The following is a 16,553-nucleotide window of genomic DNA, read 5'->3' on the forward strand; positions in this document are numbered from 1 at the left end:
CTCAAAAGTACGTGCCCGTCACATTGGTGCCAACCGATATTCAGATGGCTTCATGATCGAGCAGCCAGCGCTTGACCGGCAGCCCCCAGCGAAACCCGCCGAGCGTCCCGTCCAGGCGCAGCACGCGGTGGCAGGGCACGAACAGCGCGGCGGCGTTGGTCGCGCACGCCGACGCGGCCGCGCGCACCGCCGCGGGCCGGCCCGCCCGCTCGGCGAACTCGGTGTAGGTGACCGGTTCGCCCGCGGGCACCTCGCGCAGCACGTCCCACGCGTGCGCGATGAACGCCCCGCCCCGCTGGCGGACCGCGACGCTGTCGATCGCCTTGACGTCACCGTCCAAATAGGACTGCAAGGCCTTCAGTGGTACTCCCGGATCGCCCCGCTCCTCGGGCGTGCCCGCCAGCCTGCCCAGCCGCATGAGCCCGGCCACGTCGGTCGTCCAGCCACTGGCGAGCACCGTCTCGTCGGCGTCGGTGAGCATCGTGAACGGTCCGGCGGGGGTGTCGGTCGTGGTGAAGTACACGGTCACAGGATCCTCCAGAGTCGAATGGCGGCGTAGGACCGCCAGGGCCGCCAGCGTTCGGCGTGTGCGGCCAGGGTCTTCGGGGTGTCGGGGAGCCCGGCGGCCTTCGCGCCGCGCAGCACTCCCAGGTCGGTCGGCAGGAAGGCGTCGGGGTCGCCGAGGGCGCGCATCGCCGTGTACTGCGCGGTCCAGTCCCCGATGCCGGGCAGCGCCTTGAGCCGCTCCACGGTCTCGTCGCGGTCGCTGCCGCCGTCGAGGTCGAGCTCCCCGGACGCGACGGCGGCCGCCAGCCCGCGCAACGTGCGCCGCCGGGCCTCCGGCATCGCGAACGCGTCGTCCGGCAGTTCCAGCAGCTCCTCGGCGTTCGGGAACAGCCCCGCGTCCGCGGCGATGAGCTTGCGCAGCACCGTGCGCGCGGCCGCGACCGAGATCTGCTGGCCGACCACCGCCCGCACGGCGATCTCGAAGCCGTCGGTGGCCCGCGGGACCCGCACGCCCTCCTCCTTGAGCACGCTCGGCGCGAGCGCGGGGTCGGCCCCGAGCACCGCGTCGACGGCGGCCGGGTCCGCGTCGAGGTCGAACAGCCGGCGGCAGCGCGCCACCGCCGGGGCGAGGTCGCGCAGGTCGGCCAGGTGCAGTGTGGCCGCGACGTGGCCGGCTCGCGGGGCCAGCGTCACGCGGCCGGTCCCGTGCGGGAGCCGCAGATTTCGGTGGTACCCGTCGTCGTCCAGCGCGTCGATGCCCGCCACCGCGCGGTCGCCGAGGAACGTGAGCAGCGCCTCGGCGTGCAGCGGCGCGCGGTACGGCAGCCGGACCGACACCACTCCCTCGTCCAGCTCGGGCTGCGTGCGCCGCTCCCGCAGTTGCGAGGGCGCCCGGCCGTAGATCTCCCGGATCGTGTCGTTGAACTGGCGCACGCTGCCGAACCCGGCCGCGAACGCGATGTCGGCCAGCCCCAGCCGGGTCGTCTCGATGAGCACCCGCGCCGTCTGCGCGCGCTGGGCCCGAGCGAGGGCGAGCGGCCCCGCCCCGACCTCGGTGGCGAGCATGCGGTGCAGGTGGCGTTCGGTGTACCCGAGCCGGCCGGCCAGCCCCGGCACGCCGTCGCGGTCCACCACGCCGTCGGCGATCAGGCGCATCGCCCGCCCGACCACGTCCCCGCGCACGTCCCAGTCGGGCGAGCCCGGGGCCGCGTCCGGCCGGCAGCGCAGGCAGGCCCGGAAGCCCTCGCGCTGCGCGGCCGCGGCGGTCGGCAGGAACCGCACGTTCTCCCGCTTCGGCACGATCGCCGGGCAGGACGGGCGGCAATAGATCTTGGTCGACTTGACCGCGGTGACGAACACGCCGTCGAAGCGCGAGTCACGGCTGGTCGCCGCCTTGCGGCAGGTTTCGAAGTCGAGTTCCACGCCATCCATCCTGCCCCGCCCCGGACCCGTCGACTGGCGGGTTTCGGACGTCCATGTTCCGGGCCGGACCACCTAATCTGGTGGCCATGACTGAGCACGAGGCCACCGAGGGACTCGAGGCCGCCGACCACGGCACCTCGCACGCCGGACTGGGCGCGGCCGATGAGGCCAACGAGCCGCGGATCGTCCAGGTGCACGGCGAGCACGGCGAGACCATCTACGCCCTGGACCAGGACGGCGACAACGTGGCCGACGCGGCCGCGTACGACGACGACAACGACGGCGTGATCGACCGCATCGCGATCGACACCGACGGCGACGGCACGCTCGAGACCGAGCTGCGCGACCTCGACGGCGACGGGCGCATCGACGCCGTGTTCGTGGACACCGACGGCGACGGGCACAAGGACGTCGCCGCGCTCGACACGGACGGCGACGGGCGCTTCGACCGCGTGATCGTCGACTCCGACGGCGACGGGCGGATCGACACCGACATCCGCGACACCAACCACGACGGGTCGGCGGACTGGGTGGGCCGCGACGAGGACGGCGACGGCCGGCGCGATTATGTCGTCACGGACAGCGACCACGACGGCACGTTCGACACTGTGCACTACGACGACCCGAAGGACAATCCGCTCGCGCAGGCTTAGTTTTTTGGTGGCGCAAGGTTTTGCGCTGTATGGGCGCCTTGGGGACGGGGTTTACCGTTGGATGTCCTGAAAAGCGGTGGGGGAGCAAGCTCCACCCACACCCCCTCAAAAGAGCACCTGGTGCCCTTGCAGCGCAAGGTTTGCGCTGTATGGGCGCCTTGGGGACGGCGTTTACCGTCGGATGTCCTGAAGAGCGGTGGGGGAGCAAGCTCCACCCACACCCCCTCAAAAGAGCACCAAGTGCTTCGGTGGCGGAAGGTTTGTGCTGAGCGACCCTAGTTTTGGCTTGGTGGCGGGAAGTTTTTTGTTGCTGAAAGTCTTCCGGGGATTGGAAGATCGACTTACGAATCGGCCGCCGGGCCTCGTCAGGGGCGGCGGCCGTTCGTAGGCTGGCGATCATGTCCGAGGACACGGAGCTGCTGGATCCGGCTGAGCAGAGTGTGTACCGGCTGCTGGTGCGCCTTGCGGTGGCCGGCGCCGACGACCTTGCCGACCGGGCGGACATTCCGGCGGCCGAGGTCACGCGGCTGCTGGAGTCGCTGCGGGCCAAGGGGCTGGCGCGCGGCGGGCCGATCTTCGAGCCGCTGCCGCCCGACGTTGCGCTCGGTGACGCCCTGCTGCGCCGGCAGCGGTCGCTCGACTCGGCGCGCCGGGTGGTGGCCGGGCTCACCGAGGAGTACCGCGCGACGTCCCGCCGCCGCATCGCCGACCATCTCGTCGAGATCGTGGTCGGCGCGGCCGCGCTGCGGGAGCGGCTGCGGGACATGCAGGAGTCGGCCCAGGACGAGATCCTCTGGTTCTGCCGGGTGAACCCGATCGCGATGAGCGGCCCCGACAACATCGAGGAGAGCACGGCCCTGGCCCGCGGGGTGCGGTACCGCGCGATCTACGAACGGGCGCTCATCGAGATGCCCGGCGAGCTGGAGGGCATCGCCGCCTCCGTGCGCCGCGGGGAGCGGGCCCGCGTGGTGGAGGCGCTGCCCGTCCGGCTCGCGATCGCCGACCGCAGCATGGCGATCTGCCCGCTCGTCCCGGACCACGAGCGCGACCTGGGTGAGCCAACTGCCGCATTGGTACGCCGCAGTGAGCTCCTCGACGCGCTCGTCGCACTGTTCGAGAGCGTGTGGGAGCGCGCGACCCCGCTGCTCGACGGCGACGCGGGCGACGACCCGCTCGGGGCCGACCGGCTGCTGCTGTCGCTGTTCGTGGCCGGCTTCCCCGACAAGGCCATCGCGTCGCAGGTGGGCGTGAGCAAGCGCACAGTTCAGCGGCGCCTGGAACGCCTCATGCTGTTGGCGGGCGTCGATACGAGGGCGGGCCTGGCCTTCGAGGCGGGCCGGCGCGGGTGGCTCGGCTGAACGGCGTACCGCGGAACGAAACGGCTGTCCACATCGCGCCATGTCCGCATTGCGGCACAGGCCGGACATGTCGCGAGAATGCTTCGGGATTCAGACTTCTCGGTCGGGTGGCCCGGACAAACCCCCCCTCAGTCCGTGCGCCCGAGCCCGGGCCGCGTGTCGTCGTTCAGCCCTCCACCTCAGCGACGCCGCGCGGCCCAACCCCCGCGTTCGCGGCCCGCAGCGACAGCCAGTGGGCCCCGAAATCGACCAGCCCGCGCTGCCGCATCAGGCGGCCCGTCCCGGCCCCGACCGGCCCGGTCAGCTCGCCGCCGGTGATCTCGGCGAAGTCCTTGCCCAGCGGCTCGAAGAGCGCCGTGTCGCCGGCCAGCTCGCGATAGGTGACCCAGCGGCGCTCGCCGTCGACGAGGACCGGGGAGCCCTGCCGGTCGTACCGCTTGGGGCCGGCCGCGCGGTACTCGGCCAGGTGCAGCGACGTGTTGTTGTCGTGCCCGACGCCGAGCAGGAGGACCCAGGCGTCCAGGTCGTACAGCCGGGCCAGCGGGGAGCCCTCGCCCAGTCCGTCGTCCAGCTCGTGGCCGGCCGTCACGCGCTCCGCCAGCGGGCCGAGGGCGGCGAACGAGACCGTCGGATGGGCACTGCGCAGTACACCCGGGAAGGTCCGGAAGCAGTCGACGATCGCGCCCATGAAGCCCGGCGGGCTGGTCCGCGGGTCGTACGCGGGCGTCTCCGCGCGGATCGTCGCCCACCAGGACTGCGGGACCGGCGGGTTGCCCCAGTCGGCGGGCTCGGTCAGGTGCCGCGTGTGGGTGGGCATGACCAGCGTGCCGTCCGGGCCGACCGCCTCCAGCAGAGCCAGCACCACCGCCTGGGCGCCCCCGGCCACCCAGCCCAGCCGCGACAGCGAGGAGTGGGTGAGCACCGTGGCGCCCGCGGGCAGGCCCAGCGCCCGCACCTGAGCGGCGATCGTGCTGGTCGTGCCCGGGTGGGTCGTGCGGGCCACGGCATCGGCTTCCATGTCTCCCATAATTGCGGCATGGTGCGGTGGACGCTGTCCGGGTTCGGGGACGAGATCGACGCAGATCCGGCGGTACAACTGCCGGTGCTTCTGGCTCTTGGGTCGCGGCACGTCGAGGTGCGCAGCGCGTGGGGCGTCAACGTGGTCGACATGGCCGACGAGGAGGTCGCGCGGCTGGCGGACGTGCTGGCCCGGCACGGCATCGGGGTGTCGGCGATCGCGTCGCCGATCGGCAAGAGCGGCGTCTACGACGACCCGGCGACCGAGCTGGCCCGCCTGGAGCGGGTGGTGTGGGTGGCCCGCCGGCTCGCCGCGCGGTACGTCCGGATCTTCTCGTTCTACCGCCCCGACGGCGTCGACGTGGCCGCCACCCGCGACACGGTGCTGAGCCGGATGCGCGCGTTCGCCGACGTTGCCGAGCGCGAGTCGGTCGTCCTGGTGCACGAGAACGAGAAGCTCATCTACGGCGACACCCCCGACCGCGTGCTGGACGTCATCGAGTCGGTGGGGTCGTCCGCCCTGCGGGTGGCCTGGGACAACGCCAACTTCGTGCAAGTTGGGGTGCGCCCGTTCAGCGATGGTTATGCGATGCTGCGGCCTTTCATCGTGTACCTCCAGGTGAAGGACGCCCGCGCGCCCGACGGCATCGAGGTGCCCGCGGGCCTCGGCGACGGCGAGCTGCGCGCGACGCTCACCGCCCTGCGCGACGACGGGTTCGTGGGCTTCGCCTCCCTGGAGCCGCACCTGTCCGATCCCGCCTTCCCGGACGTGCTGTCCGGCCCGCGGCGCTTCGGCGAGGCCGCGCGGGCGTTCCGGGCGCTCACCGACGACCTGGGGATCGAGCTGGGCTGAGACCGGGCCGCGGCGTTGCGTAAGCTGACATGTCGTGGCACTCAGCATCGGCATCGTCGGCCTGCCCAACGTGGGCAAGAGCACCCTGTTCAACGCCCTGACCAAGGGGGACGCGCTCGCCGCGAACTACCCGTTCGCGACCATCGAGCCCAACGTCGGCGTCGTCGGGCTGCCCGACACGCGGCTCGGGCGGCTGGCCGAGCTGTACGACTCGCAGAAGATCATCCCGGCCCCGGTGTCGTTCGTCGACATCGCCGGGCTGGTGCGGGGTGCCTCGAAGGGCCAGGGCCGCGGCAACGCCTTCCTGGCCAACATCCGCGACGCCTCGGCCATCTGCCAGGTCGTGCGGGCCTTCTCCGACGAGAACGTGGTGCACGTCGACGGCAAGGTGTCGCCCCGCGACGACATCGAGACGATCAACACCGAGCTGATCCTGGCCGACCTGCAGACCATCGACAAGGCGCTGCCCCGGCTGGAGAAGGAGGCCAAGGTCCGCAAGGAGCGCGCCGGCATCGCGGCCGCCGCCAAGGCCGCGGGCGAGGTGCTGAACGAGGGCAACACGCTGTACTCGTCCGGCTTCGACGTCTCCGAGCTCGGCGAGCTGCACCTGCTGACGGCCAAGCCGTTCCTCTACGTGTTCAACGTCGACGAGGCCGGCCTGGCCGACCCCGCCTTCCTCGAAGAGCTGCGCGCCCTGGTCGCCCCGGCCGAGGCCATCTTCCTCGACGCCAAGATCGAGTCGGAGCTCACCGACCTCGACGAGGAGGAGGCCCTGGAGCTGCTGGCGTCCATCGGCCAGCCCGAGCCGGGCCTGCACCAGCTGATCCGGGTGGGCTTCCGGACGCTGGGCCTGCAGACCTACCTCACCGCCGGCCCCAAGGAGGCCCGCGCCTGGACGATCCCGATCGGCGCGACGGCCCCGGAGGCGGCGGGCGTGATCCACTCGGACTTCCAGCGCGGCTTCATCAAGGCCGAGGTGGTGTCCTTCGACGACCTGATGGCGGCGGGCGCGATGAACGCCGCGAAGGCCGCGGGCAAGGTCCGCATCGAGGGCAAGGACTACGTCATGCAGGACGGCGACGTGGTGGAGTTCCGCTTCAACGTCTAGGGGGCAGCAACGTGTCGTACGTGGTCGACTTCGAAAACGTCTCCACCACCGGGCTGGAGTCCTCGCCGGTGGTGGAGGCCCTGGCCGGGTTGCGCGCCAACGAGGCCCGGTACTTCAAGAACAAGTACGACCACGTCTTCACGGTCGAGCCGGCGGCTTCGGTGCCGGACACGGTGGAGTACGTCCACCGCATCCTGCGCGAGGAGCGGGACATCACCTTCGGCTCCAAGCCGCTGGAGGCCACGTCGTTCGAGGTCGAGGGCGTGCGCTGGACCTACGTGTTCTACGAGTCGGGCCTGTCGGTCAACGTGCTGTACACCCTGGAGGACGGCGGGAAGCGCGCCGTGGGGTTCAAGCTCTCCGACGGCATGGACGTCCCGGAGGAGCTGGCCGAGCGCTTCAAGTTCGTGCGCCAGCGGTCGAAGCTCGCGGGGACCATCCGCGGCTCGTACTTCGTGATCAAGCGCGAGTACTGAGGACTACGCCGCGCCGGCGATGATGTTCTTGTACAGGTCCTCGATGCGGGCCGCGAGCGTCACCTCGCCGGGTGAAAGGTCCGAATCGTCCGATCCGGGGACCCGTAAGCGAATTTGGGTGTATCCGTCCAGACGGCGGACGTCGGGGCGGACGCCGACGGCATCCGCGACCACTTTCATTCGCTCGGTCAGTGCCGCATGCTGGGAATCGTCGATTTGCAGCGTCCGGCGGATCTCGCCGCCGTCGTGGGTCCAGCCTTGTAACAACGCCAGCGCATCGCTGAGATAGTCGCGGTGATCATCGCTCCACCGGGCCCGCATGTCGACCTACCCTCCCTCGGCATCGTTGCCGGCTTGTGGCCGATTCGAAGCCTGCCCGTCATCAACGGTGTCTGCAAGTCTGACTAGCAACCGGTGGATCTGTCCACGGCCACTTTTCCCTCGTCTGGTGAACAACAGGGCATAGCCAGCCACCGGAACTTCATGTGGATCTGGCACCCTGGTTGCCCGTGCAGACCGAACGGTTGATGCCACGGATCATCGTCGGCGCGGCGATCATCTCCGGCGGGCGAGTTTTGGCGTGTGAACGGGCCCAACCGCCCGAAATGGCCGGAAAGTGGGAATTCCCCGGCGGTAAGGTCGATCCCGGGGAGACGGAGGTGCAGGCGCTGGTCCGCGAGTGCCAGGAGGAGCTCGGCGTGGACGTCGCCGTGGGCGAGCGCGTCGGAGACGACGTCGCCATGCTCAACGGCACCGCGATTCTGCGGGTGTACGTCGCGACGCTGCTCAACGGCGCCCAGCCGCTGCCGCTGGAGCACAGCGACCTGCGCTGGCTCAGCGTGAGTGAGCTGGACAGCGTGCCGTGGCTGCCGGCCGACGCGCCTATCGTCCGCGCGGTGGGACCACTGCTGCCGCGTTAATCTTGTGTCCGTGGATGTGACGTACCCGGAGGTCGGCGCGACCCGCGAGGGGCCGCTGCCGCCCGGCTATCACCACGTGACGCGCCGGGTCCGGCTCACGGCCGGCTTCGCGGAGGCGGCGGAGGCGCTGGCCCACTGGCGGCCGCAGCGCGGGGCGGGCCTGAGGGTGCGCACGGAGGCCGAACGGGCCGCGCTGGGGGTCGAGTTCGCCTCCGGCATCGGCGTGGGGCCAGTGCGGCTCTGGGTGCCGTGCAAGATTGTCTGGATCGTCGACAAGCCCGCCGAGTACGGCTTCGGCTTCGGGACGCTGCCCGGCCACGTGGAGACCGGCGAGGAGGCGTTTCTGCTCTCCACGGACCCGGCCGGCGACGTGTGGTTCGAGGCGCGGGCGTTCAGCCGCCCGGCGAAGTGGTGGGTGAAGCTGGGGTCGCCGATGGCCCGCCTGGTGCAGGCGCGGGTCACCGACCGCTATGCGGCCGCGATGCGGAGCCTCTGACCCCGCACCGCGGCCCGCGTCAACGCTAGTGAGCGTCCGGGTGGTTGTACCGGATCTTGTCCGGCGGCAGCGGGAACTCCTGGTCGTCGCCGAACGGCGAGGCCGCCGCGGCGCGGTCCAGGTAGAGCTCGGCCACGGTCAGCTTGCCGTCGGCGCCCACGGAGGGCTCCTGCGGCACGGGGCCCTGCTGGTTCCAGTGCGAGCCCGTGTCCGCCGCCGCGCCCGCCGGGCTCGACGCGTGGGCCAGGGCCGGCTCGTCCAGCTGGTCACGGCGGAAGATCTTGCGCCCAAGCCAGGTCACCGGGTCGTACCTCCGATCGACAACGCGTTCCTTCATGGGAATGATCGCATTATCAGTGATCTTGATGTGCTCCGGGCAGACTTCGGTGCAGCACTTGGTGATGTTGCAGTAGCCGAGGCCCTGCTCCGCCTGGGCCATGTCCTTGCGGTCGGCGCGCGCGTCGAGCGGGTGCATGTCCAGCTCGGCGGCCCGGATGAAGAAGCGGGGACCCGAGAAGGCCCGCTTGTTCTCCTCGTGGTCGCGGATCACGTGGCACACGTTCTGGCACATGTAGCACTCGATGCACTTGCGGAACTCCTGCGAGCGCTCCACGTCCATCTGCTGCATGCGGTACTCGCCGGGCTCGACACCCTTCGGCGGCGCGAACGCGGGCAGCTCGCGGGCCTTCTGGTAGTTGAAGTTGACGTTCGTGACCAGGTCGCGGATCACCGGGAAGGTGCGCAGCGGGGTGACCGTCACGGTCTCGGTGTCGGTGAACGTCGACATGCGGGTCATGCAGCCCAGGCGCGGCTTGCCGTTGATCTCCATCGAGCAGGAGCCGCACTTGCCGGCCTTGCAGTTCCAGCGGACCGCCAGGTCGGGGGTCTGGGTCGCCTGGAGGCGGTGGATGACGTCGAGGACGACCTCGCCCTCGTTCACCTCCACCTGGAAGTCCTCCAGCGAACCGCCCGTGTCGTCGCCGCGCCAGACGCGGAAATGGCGCTGGGTACCCATTACAGCTCCTCGTCGGTCATGTACTTGGACAGCTCGCTGGTGTCGAACAGGTCCTGCAGCTCCCGGCGCATCACCGGCAGCGGCTTGTGCTCCAGGCGGACGTCCTCGCCGTCGAGCGAGCAGACCAGGTTGACCTTGCGCCAGTTCGGGTCCATCTTCGGGTGGTCCTCGCGGGTGTGCCCGCCGCGCGACTCGGTGCGCTCGAGCGCCGCCTTCGCGGTGCACTCGGAGACCACGAGCATGTTGCGAAGATCAAGAGCCAAGTGCCAGCCCGGGTTGTACCGTCTGCCGCCCGTAGCCCCGACCTTCTTCACCCGCTCCTTGAGCTCGGCCAGCCGGACCAACGAGTCGCGCAGCTCGCCCTCGCGGCGGATGATGCCGACCAGGGTGCCCATGATGTCCTGCAGTTCCTGGTGCAGCGTGTACGGGTTCTCGCCGCCCTCACCGCGCTGCAGCGGGGCCAGCGCCGTCTCCACGGCCGCCTCGACCAGCGCCGGGGACGGCTTGCGCCGGCCGGCCTCGGTCGCGTGCGCCGCCGCGTGCTCGCCCGCCCGCTTGCCGAACACCAGCAGGTCGGACAGCGAGTTGCCGCCGAGCCGGTTGGAGCCGTGCATGCCGCCGGAGACCTCGCCCGCCGCGAACAGCCCGGGCACCGCCGCGGCCGCCGTGTCGGCGTCGACCTCCACGCCGCCCATCACGTAGTGACAGGTCGGCCCGACCTCCATCGGCTGCTTGGTGATGTCGACGTCGGCCAGCTCCTTGAACTGGTGATGCATCGACGGCAGCCGCTTGGTGATCTGCTCGGCCGGCAGGCGGCTCGCGATGTCGAGCAGCACACCGCCGGCCTGGGTGCCCCGGCCCGACTTGACCTCGTTGTTGATCGCGCGGGCGACCTCGTCGCGGGGGAGCAGCTCCGGCGGGCGGCGGTTGTTGTCCGGGTCGGAGTACCAGCGGTCGGCCTCCTCCTCGGTCTCCGCGTACTGCTTGCGGAAGACGTCGGGGACGTACTCGAACATGAACCGCTTGCCCTCGGTGTTGCGCAGCACGCCGCCGTCACCGCGGACCGACTCGGTGACCAGGATGCCCTTGACGGACGGCGGCCAGACCATGCCGGTCGGGTGGAACTGCAGGAACTCCATGTTGATCAGCGTCGCGCCGCTGCGCAGGGCCAGCGCGTGGCCGTCGCCCGTGTACTCCCACGAGTTCGACGTGACCTTGTAGGACTTGCCAACGCCGCCGGTGGCCAGCACGATCGCCGACGTCTCGAACAGCACGAAGTCGCCGGACTCGCGGTAGTAGCCGAACGCCCCGGACACCGCGCCGTTCTCGATGAACAGCTCGGTGATCGTGCACTCCTGGAAGACCCGGATGCGCGCCTCGTAGTCGCCGTGCGCCGCGTAGTCCTCCTGCTGCAGCGAGACGATCTTCTGCTGCAGGGTGCGGATCAGCTCCAGGCCGGTCCGGTCGCCGACGTGCGCCAGCCGCGGGTACTCGTGGCCGCCGAAGTTGCGCTGGCTGATCTTCCCGTCCTTCGTACGGTCGAACAGCGCGCCGTAGGTCTCCAGCTCCCAGATCCGGTCCGGGGCCTCCTTGGCGTGCAGCTCGGCCATCCTGAAGTTGTTCAGGAACTTGCCGCCGCGCATGGTGTCGCGGAAGTGCACCTGCCAGTTGTCGTTCGCGTTGACGTTGCCCATGGCCGCGGCGGCGCCGCCCTCGGCCATGACCGTGTGCGCCTTGCCGAACAGCGACTTCGAGATGATGGCGGTCTTCTTGCCGGCGAGGCGGGCCTCGATGGCGGCCCGCAGCCCGGCGCCGCCCGCACCGATCACCACGACGTCGTAGGTGTGTCGCTCGATGTTCGTCATCGGGGGGTCCTAATTCCAGATTCGAAGGTCGGTGATCCAGTTCGCGGACACGGCCATGATGTACGCGTCCGTCAGGATGACCGTGAACAGCGACGTCATGGCGAAGGTGCCGTGCCGCGTGTTCAGCTTGGAGATGAGCGTCCACAGCCGGTAGCGCACCGGGTGCTTCGAGAAGTGCTTGAGCCGCCCGCCCATGACGTGCCGGCACGCGTGGCAGCTGGCCGTGTACCCGGCCAGCGCGATCACGTTGACCAGGATGATCAGCGACCCGAGCCCGATGCCGAACCCGCCGTCATCGCCCTTGAACGCGTGCCCCGCGTCCCAGATGTTGATGAGCAGGATCAGCGACGCCACGTAGAAGAAGTAGCGGTGCGAGTTCATGAAGACCAGCGGGAAGCGCGTCTCGCCGCTGTACTTCTTGTGCGGCTCCTGCACCGCGCACGCCTGCGGGGACAGCCACAGCGAGCGGTAGCCGCTCTTGCGGTAGTAGTAGCACGTCACCCGGAACCCGGCCACGAACGGGAACGCCGCCAGCCCGAGCGGAAGCCACCGCGGAAACTCGCCGAACGGGGTGCCGAAGTGACTCGACCCGTCCACGCACGAGTCGCTCAGACACGGGGAGTACAACGGGGTCAGGTATCCGTGGGCCTCCACGAAGTACCACTTCGCCATGAAAATCCGGATCGTCGAATAGACGATGAAGAACAGCAGAATCGCCGCGATGGACAGCGGGGAGGTCCGCCACCCGTCCGTCCGCAATGTCTTGGCGCCGATCGCTGCGCGCGCCCCCGCGCCAGCTACTGACCGAGGCCGGGTAGGCGTCGTCGTCATGGTGAGTACTCCCTGGACGGGCTGGTGAAGAGTTCTCTGATGTACCGATCTATGGTCGGTGCACACGTTACGCCCGATCCCGCAGCGACGTGCGTTGGGAGTCTGGCGTTTAGCGAGTCGCTTCGGAAAGACCTTCCGGAAATCGGACCCGCCCTTGTGCAGAACTTCACTCAGCCCGCTTCGGCCACACCATTCACATGATCAAAAACTTTGGTAAGCATTACCTAACTTGCCGCTTGGATCTTCGCTTTTACCCACCCTGAGCCCGAATTACGAACACTTGATCCACTTTGACGCCGAACACTACGATGATCAACTCTGCGCGCGGGGTCGCTTCAGCCGCTCGGGATTCCGGCCGTGCGTCTCCAGGGCCCCGGTGCACGCGCTTCGCCCGGGCCACCGCACGCTGCGACGCCTTTTGGTGGCGTCGACTCGCTCCGCCGTGACTTGGCCGCTTTGAGCCGCCTTGCCTTGCATTGCCTTGCCTCGGTTCGGCCTGGCGGGTCGCACGGCGCGTTGGCCTCAGCGGCGCGTCTGCCTTGCCTTGCCTTACCTTGCCTTGGTTCGGCCTGGCCGGTCTCACGGCGCGTTGGCCTCGGCGCTCATGCCATCGCCGCTGTTCGCGCGGGCCCGAGCAGCAGACCCGCGCCGGCTCTTGACCGGTCAGCCCGAGGCGCCGCCGGTGTAGTTCCAGGACGCCAGCCGCACCGCCGGCGCCACGAAGCCCGTCTCCATCCACGGCCCGGGCATCTCGACCGCGTGCGACCCGACCCCCAGCACCGCACCGGGCCCCAGCGCCTGCGGGTACGACTGGGTGAACCGGAAGTTCCGCACCGGCGTCGTGATGACCCCGTCCTCGATGAGCCACACCCCGTTGCGCGTCAGCCCGGTGACCACCAGCGTCCGCGGATCGAGCACCCGCGTGTAGTGGTTGTCCGTCACCAGCAGCCCGCGCTCCACCCCCGCGACCAGTGCCGCCACCGTGGAGTCGGCCGCCGGCCCGTCGACCTCGGCCGGCGCCGCCCCCGCCGACGGCAGCAGCCGCAGGCTCGAAGGGATCGCCCCGAAGCTGGCCCCACCCGGAATAGCGTGCCCCGTCGACGAGGCCCCGTTCCCGGCCCGAGCCGCCGTACGCCGGTCATGCACCACCGCCGCCGACACACCCTCGTCCACCAGCACCACCCGCCGCCGCGGCGTCCCCTCGGCGTCGAACGGCGTGGCGGTCGCATCCGGCTGCCCCGGATCCTCGACGAGCGTCACCGCCGCGTCGAACTGCGCCTCACCCACCTGCAGGAACGACTGCCGGTCGAGCACCATCTTGGCGTTGAACCCGTACATCGCCAGCATCTGCAGCACATCGGCGACCGCGGCCGCCTCCAGCACCACCTCGTACCGTCCCGGCGGCAGCTCCACCGGGTCCTGCCCGGCCCGCGCCTTGGCCGCCGCCCGCGCCCCGAGCACCGCCCCGTCGATGTCCCCGATCCGCACCGCGGCCAGCCGAGCCAGCCCGTCCGAGGTCGAGGTCCGCGCGATCCCGTCCATGGCCGCCGCGCTCCGAGCCGCGGCCAGATGCTGCCCCGCCGAGTTCGCATAAACGATCCGAGCCGACGACGTCCGGCAGTACCCCGCCGTCTCCAGCCCCTCGCCCTGCGCCACGAACGCCCGCACCCGAGCCGCCCGATCATCCGGCGACGCGGCCGCCGTCTCCTCGTCCAGATTCCCGCCGAACGACAACGCCTCGGCCGGCGCCAGCCCAGGCCAGGTCGGATCGGCGGGCGCGAGCCGCATCGACGCGACCGTCCGCCGCACGAGATCCTCGAGCCCGTCGACCACCGTCGTCGAAGCACTGGCCGTCCGCCCGTCGGCATGCAGCCGCAGCCGCACCCCGGTGACCTCGTCGGCCACGTTCTGATGGATGTACGACCCGGCAAACCGCGTCAGCGCCAGCGCCTGCCGCTCCACGGTCACCTCGGCCTCGATCCCGGCCCCGACCAGCTCCAGCACCCGCTGCGCCAGGTCGGTCTCGGTCGCCGTCACACTCATCGCCGCACCCCCAAGCGCCCGTCCACGTACGCCTCAATCGGTCCCGCCGCCCGGCCCGTCACCGTCAGTCCGGCCGCCATAGTTCCTGCCGTGCCTCGCGCAATGCGATGGCCCGCCTCTGTTGCCGGCGCGGTGCGACTGCCCGCCTCCGGTGCCGGCGCGATGCGGCCGCGCGCCTCCGTTGCCGGCGCGGTGCGACTGCCCGCGTCCGTTGCCGGCGCGTTCACGGCGCCAGCGAAGGCCTCCGCATCGTCCTGCTCGAAGAACGCGCCACCGGCGGACAAGCCGGCCAATCCAGCCCGGTCGTACACCACCGACGACGCCGAAGGCCAACGCCGACCGCCCGCATCCGTTGCCGGCGCGATGCGACCACGCGTATTCGTTGCCAGCGCGATGCGATTGCGCGCCTCAGTTGCTGGCGCGATGCGGCCACGCGCCGCAGTTCCCGGCGCGCTGCGAGCGCTCGCCTCCGTTGCCGGCGCGATCACTGCCGCCGCCCGTTGCATCGTGGTGGCCGCTGGTTGCCGATGTTCGCGCGCCGTCGTCATCCGCGGACTCCGACGCGGACGTTCTGGAAGCGGGCCGCAGCGGCCGGGTGACCTGTGTGGCCGATCTGTCCCGGCTGGCCCTTGCCGCAGTTCGGCGTGCCCCAGGAGACGATCTCGGAGCTCAGCATGTCCATCGAGCCCCAGAAGCGGGGGCCGATCCCCGTGTACGTCGGGTTGCGGAGCATCCGGCCGCGCTTGCCGTTCTTGATCTCCCAGCCGATCTCGCAGCCGAACTGGAAGTTGAGCCGCTTGTCGTCGATCGACCAGGAGCGGTTGAGGTCCATGAGCACGCCGTCGTCGGTGGCGGCGATCATCTCGTCCAGCGTGTGCGGGCCGGGCAGCAGGCCGACATTGGTCATGCGCACCATCGGCAGGCGCGCCCAGCCGTCGGCGCGCACGCTGCCCGCGTAGTCCAGCCCCGCGACCGCGGCCGAGTCCCGGCCGGCGAGCGTGCCGACCCAGATCCCGTCGCGTACCGCGAAACGCTGCTGCGCCGGAGTGCCCTCATCGTCGTAGCCGAACGAGCCGAGGGCCCCGGGGATCGTTGGGTCGATCGTGATGTTCATGAGCTCAGAGCCGTACCGGAGCTGATTTATTTTTGCCAGGTCCAGCCATGACGTGCCCGCGAACGCCGCCTCCCACCCCAGGATGCGGTCCAGCTCGATCGCGTGCCCGACCGACTCGTGGATCTGCAGCGCCATCTGCTCGCTGCCCAGGATGAGCGTCGTCTCGCCCGCCGGGCATTGCGGCGCCGTCAGCAGCGCCCGCGCCTCGTCGGCGATGCGCGCGGCGTGGGCGGTGAGATCCAGTTCGTCGACGATTTCCCAGCCGCGGGTGCCGTACTGCCCGCGGTACGAGGGATAAGAACGGCGCTGCGTCTCGCCGTCACCGATGACCGTGGCCGAGATTCCCGCCCCCGCCTCGCGGATGTGCTGGTCGATGCGGTGCCCCTGGGAGGAGACGAACCACTTGCGCGTGTCCCAGATCTGGTAGAGACCCTCGGCGATGTCCGCGCCCGCCTTGTGCGCCTCGGCGGTCGCGCCGGTGAGCAGGTCGCCCTTGACCGACAGCGCCACCCCGAGCGGGTCGACGGCGCACTCGCTCGCCCAGGAGTCCACCCGCGCCTCGACGTCGACCAGGTCGACCGCCGGCCCGGGCACCGTCGCCGAGGCCCGCGCGATCGCCGTCGCCCGCTCCCCGGCACGCTTGGCGGCGGCGGGGCTCAGATCGGGTACCGCGAAAAAGCCCCAGCTCGAACCCACTAATGCGCGCACCCCGACGCCCGCGTCCTCGTCCTGACTGAGATCCTCGATCTCGCCGTTGCGCGCGGTCATCGACTCGGAGCGGCGGTGCATCACGCGAGCATCGGCATACCGGGCGCCGGCCGCCAGAGCCGCCTCCACCGCCGCGGTCGCCATGTCGAAGTGGGTCATGGTTGGAC

The 16,553-nt window shown here is 70.5% G+C and carries 17 protein-coding genes; 7 read left to right on the plus strand and 10 right to left on the minus strand.

Features of this window, described 5'->3' with window-relative positions:
- Positions 1-40: 40 nt before the first annotated feature.
- Positions 41-481 (minus strand): methylated-DNA--[protein]-cysteine S-methyltransferase, encoded by a 441-nt coding sequence (locus tag ACQP00_RS04665; protein WP_433223692.1) that lies wholly within the window; start codon positions 479-481, stop codon positions 41-43.
- A 44-nt stretch (positions 482-525) separates the two neighbouring features.
- Positions 526-1,929, minus strand: coding sequence for an AlkA N-terminal domain-containing protein (locus ACQP00_RS04670; RefSeq protein ID WP_433214809.1), 1,404 nt, complete (start codon positions 1,927-1,929; stop codon positions 526-528).
- An 86-nt stretch (positions 1,930-2,015) separates the two neighbouring features.
- Between ACQP00_RS04670 and ACQP00_RS04675 the strand changes: the two genes are divergently transcribed.
- Positions 2,016-2,582: a hypothetical protein gene (locus ACQP00_RS04675; protein WP_433214812.1), complete on the plus strand. Its 567-nt coding sequence runs from the start codon at positions 2,016-2,018 to the stop codon at positions 2,580-2,582.
- A gap of 398 nt (positions 2,583-2,980) precedes the next feature.
- Positions 2,981-3,940, plus strand: coding sequence for a helix-turn-helix domain-containing protein (locus ACQP00_RS04680; protein WP_433214815.1), 960 nt, complete (start codon positions 2,981-2,983; stop codon positions 3,938-3,940).
- A gap of 166 nt (positions 3,941-4,106) precedes the next feature.
- On the opposite strand, the gene ACQP00_RS04685 is transcribed toward ACQP00_RS04680, so the two are convergent.
- Positions 4,107-4,958 carry an aminoglycoside N(3)-acetyltransferase gene (locus tag ACQP00_RS04685; protein ID WP_433214818.1) on the minus strand — a complete coding sequence of 284 codons (852 nt, stop codon included), beginning with the start codon at positions 4,956-4,958 and terminating at the stop codon, positions 4,107-4,109.
- Between the two features lie 18 nt (positions 4,959-4,976).
- On the opposite strand from ACQP00_RS04685, the gene ACQP00_RS04690 reads away from it, so the two are divergent.
- The 3 genes from ACQP00_RS04690 to ACQP00_RS04700 are packed head-to-tail and all read left to right on the plus strand — an operon-like array spanning position 4,977 to position 7,394.
- On the plus strand, positions 4,977-5,810 hold the full coding sequence (locus ACQP00_RS04690) for a sugar phosphate isomerase/epimerase family protein (RefSeq protein WP_433214821.1): 834 nt from the start codon (positions 4,977-4,979) through the stop codon (positions 5,808-5,810).
- 34 nt (positions 5,811-5,844) lie between these two features.
- Positions 5,845-6,918 (plus strand): redox-regulated ATPase YchF, encoded by a 1,074-nt coding sequence (ychF, locus tag ACQP00_RS04695; RefSeq protein ID WP_433214824.1) that lies wholly within the window; start codon positions 5,845-5,847, stop codon positions 6,916-6,918.
- A 20-nt stretch (positions 6,919-6,938) separates the two neighbouring features.
- Positions 6,939-7,394, plus strand: coding sequence for a phage tail protein (locus tag ACQP00_RS04700; protein ID WP_433214827.1), 456 nt, complete (start codon positions 6,939-6,941; stop codon positions 7,392-7,394).
- A gap of 3 nt (positions 7,395-7,397) precedes the next feature.
- Here the strand turns inward: ACQP00_RS04700 and ACQP00_RS04705 are convergent, their stop codons facing one another.
- Positions 7,398-7,715, minus strand: coding sequence for a 4a-hydroxytetrahydrobiopterin dehydratase (locus ACQP00_RS04705; protein ID WP_433056516.1), 318 nt, complete (start codon positions 7,713-7,715; stop codon positions 7,398-7,400).
- A 206-nt stretch (positions 7,716-7,921) separates the two neighbouring features.
- Between ACQP00_RS04705 and ACQP00_RS04710 the strand changes: the two genes are divergently transcribed.
- Together ACQP00_RS04710 and ACQP00_RS04715 are read left to right on the plus strand one after the other, a co-directional pair.
- Positions 7,922-8,314 carry a (deoxy)nucleoside triphosphate pyrophosphohydrolase gene (locus ACQP00_RS04710; protein WP_433223694.1) on the plus strand — a complete coding sequence of 131 codons (393 nt, stop codon included), beginning with the start codon at positions 7,922-7,924 and terminating at the stop codon, positions 8,312-8,314.
- Positions 8,315-8,324: 10 nt separating this feature from the next.
- Positions 8,325-8,810 (plus strand): DUF1990 family protein, encoded by a 486-nt coding sequence (locus tag ACQP00_RS04715; protein ID WP_433214830.1) that lies wholly within the window; start codon positions 8,325-8,327, stop codon positions 8,808-8,810.
- Between the two features lie 25 nt (positions 8,811-8,835).
- Here the strand turns inward: ACQP00_RS04715 and ACQP00_RS04720 are convergent, their stop codons facing one another.
- The 6 genes from ACQP00_RS04720 to ACQP00_RS04745 form a co-directional block, all read right to left on the minus strand.
- Positions 8,836-9,825: a succinate dehydrogenase/fumarate reductase iron-sulfur subunit gene (locus tag ACQP00_RS04720; protein WP_433214833.1), complete on the minus strand. Its 990-nt coding sequence runs from the start codon at positions 9,823-9,825 to the stop codon at positions 8,836-8,838.
- On the minus strand, positions 9,825-11,690 hold the full coding sequence (locus ACQP00_RS04725) for a fumarate reductase/succinate dehydrogenase flavoprotein subunit (RefSeq protein WP_433214836.1): 1,866 nt from the start codon (positions 11,688-11,690) through the stop codon (positions 9,825-9,827). Before ACQP00_RS04725 ends, ACQP00_RS04720 begins: the two co-directional genes overlap by 1 nt.
- A gap of 9 nt (positions 11,691-11,699) precedes the next feature.
- Positions 11,700-12,521, minus strand: a complete 822-nt coding sequence (locus ACQP00_RS04730; protein ID WP_433214839.1) for a hypothetical protein — start codon at positions 12,519-12,521, stop codon at positions 11,700-11,702.
- A 663-nt stretch (positions 12,522-13,184) separates the two neighbouring features.
- Entirely contained in the window at positions 13,185-14,564 is a 1,380-nt protein-coding gene (locus tag ACQP00_RS04735; RefSeq protein WP_433214842.1) for a TldD/PmbA family protein, read from the minus strand.
- Complete coding sequence (locus ACQP00_RS04740) at positions 14,561-15,112, minus strand: hypothetical protein (protein ID WP_433214845.1); 552 nt, start codon at positions 15,110-15,112, stop codon at positions 14,561-14,563. Before ACQP00_RS04740 ends, ACQP00_RS04735 begins: the two co-directional genes overlap by 4 nt.
- Positions 15,109-16,545: a TldD/PmbA family protein gene (locus ACQP00_RS04745; protein WP_433214848.1), complete on the minus strand. Its 1,437-nt coding sequence runs from the start codon at positions 16,543-16,545 to the stop codon at positions 15,109-15,111. Before ACQP00_RS04745 ends, ACQP00_RS04740 begins: the two co-directional genes overlap by 4 nt.
- Between the last annotated feature and the right edge of the window lie 8 nt (positions 16,546-16,553).

It is taken from the genome of Dactylosporangium sp. CS-047395, assembly GCF_050942185.1.
Classification (GTDB): domain Bacteria; phylum Actinomycetota; class Actinomycetes; order Mycobacteriales; family Micromonosporaceae; genus Dactylosporangium.

What these genes read in the sequence shown, in the direction of transcription:
- ACQP00_RS04720 (WP_433214833.1), bottom strand. Translation starts at nt 9,825, where the DNA reads ATGGGTACCCAGCGCCATTTCCGCGTCTGGCGCGGCGACGACACGGGC.
- ACQP00_RS04680 (WP_433214815.1), top strand. Translation starts at nt 2,981, where the DNA reads ATGTCCGAGGACACGGAGCTGCTGGATCCGGCTGAGCAGAGTGTGTAC.
- ACQP00_RS04710 (WP_433223694.1), top strand. Translation starts at nt 7,922, where the DNA reads ATGCCACGGATCATCGTCGGCGCGGCGATCATCTCCGGCGGGCGAGTT.
- ACQP00_RS04745 (WP_433214848.1), bottom strand. Translation starts at nt 16,545, where the DNA reads ATGACCCACTTCGACATGGCGACCGCGGCGGTGGAGGCGGCTCTGGCG.
- ACQP00_RS04730 (WP_433214839.1), bottom strand. Translation starts at nt 12,521, where the DNA reads ATGACGACGACGCCTACCCGGCCTCGGTCAGTAGCTGGCGCGGGGGCG.
- ACQP00_RS04665 (WP_433223692.1), bottom strand. Translation starts at nt 481, where the DNA reads ATGCTCACCGACGCCGACGAGACGGTGCTCGCCAGTGGCTGGACGACC.
- ACQP00_RS04685 (WP_433214818.1), bottom strand. Translation starts at nt 4,958, where the DNA reads ATGGAAGCCGATGCCGTGGCCCGCACGACCCACCCGGGCACGACCAGC.
- ACQP00_RS04725 (WP_433214836.1), bottom strand. Translation starts at nt 11,690, where the DNA reads ATGACGAACATCGAGCGACACACCTACGACGTCGTGGTGATCGGTGCG.
- ACQP00_RS04675 (WP_433214812.1), top strand. Translation starts at nt 2,016, where the DNA reads ATGACTGAGCACGAGGCCACCGAGGGACTCGAGGCCGCCGACCACGGC.
- ACQP00_RS04705 (WP_433056516.1), bottom strand. Translation starts at nt 7,715, where the DNA reads ATGCGGGCCCGGTGGAGCGATGATCACCGCGACTATCTCAGCGATGCG.
- ACQP00_RS04740 (WP_433214845.1), bottom strand. Translation starts at nt 15,112, where the DNA reads ATGACGACGGCGCGCGAACATCGGCAACCAGCGGCCACCACGATGCAA.
- ACQP00_RS04690 (WP_433214821.1), top strand. Translation starts at nt 4,977, where the DNA reads ATGGTGCGGTGGACGCTGTCCGGGTTCGGGGACGAGATCGACGCAGAT.
- ACQP00_RS04735 (WP_433214842.1), bottom strand. Translation starts at nt 14,564, where the DNA reads ATGAGTGTGACGGCGACCGAGACCGACCTGGCGCAGCGGGTGCTGGAG.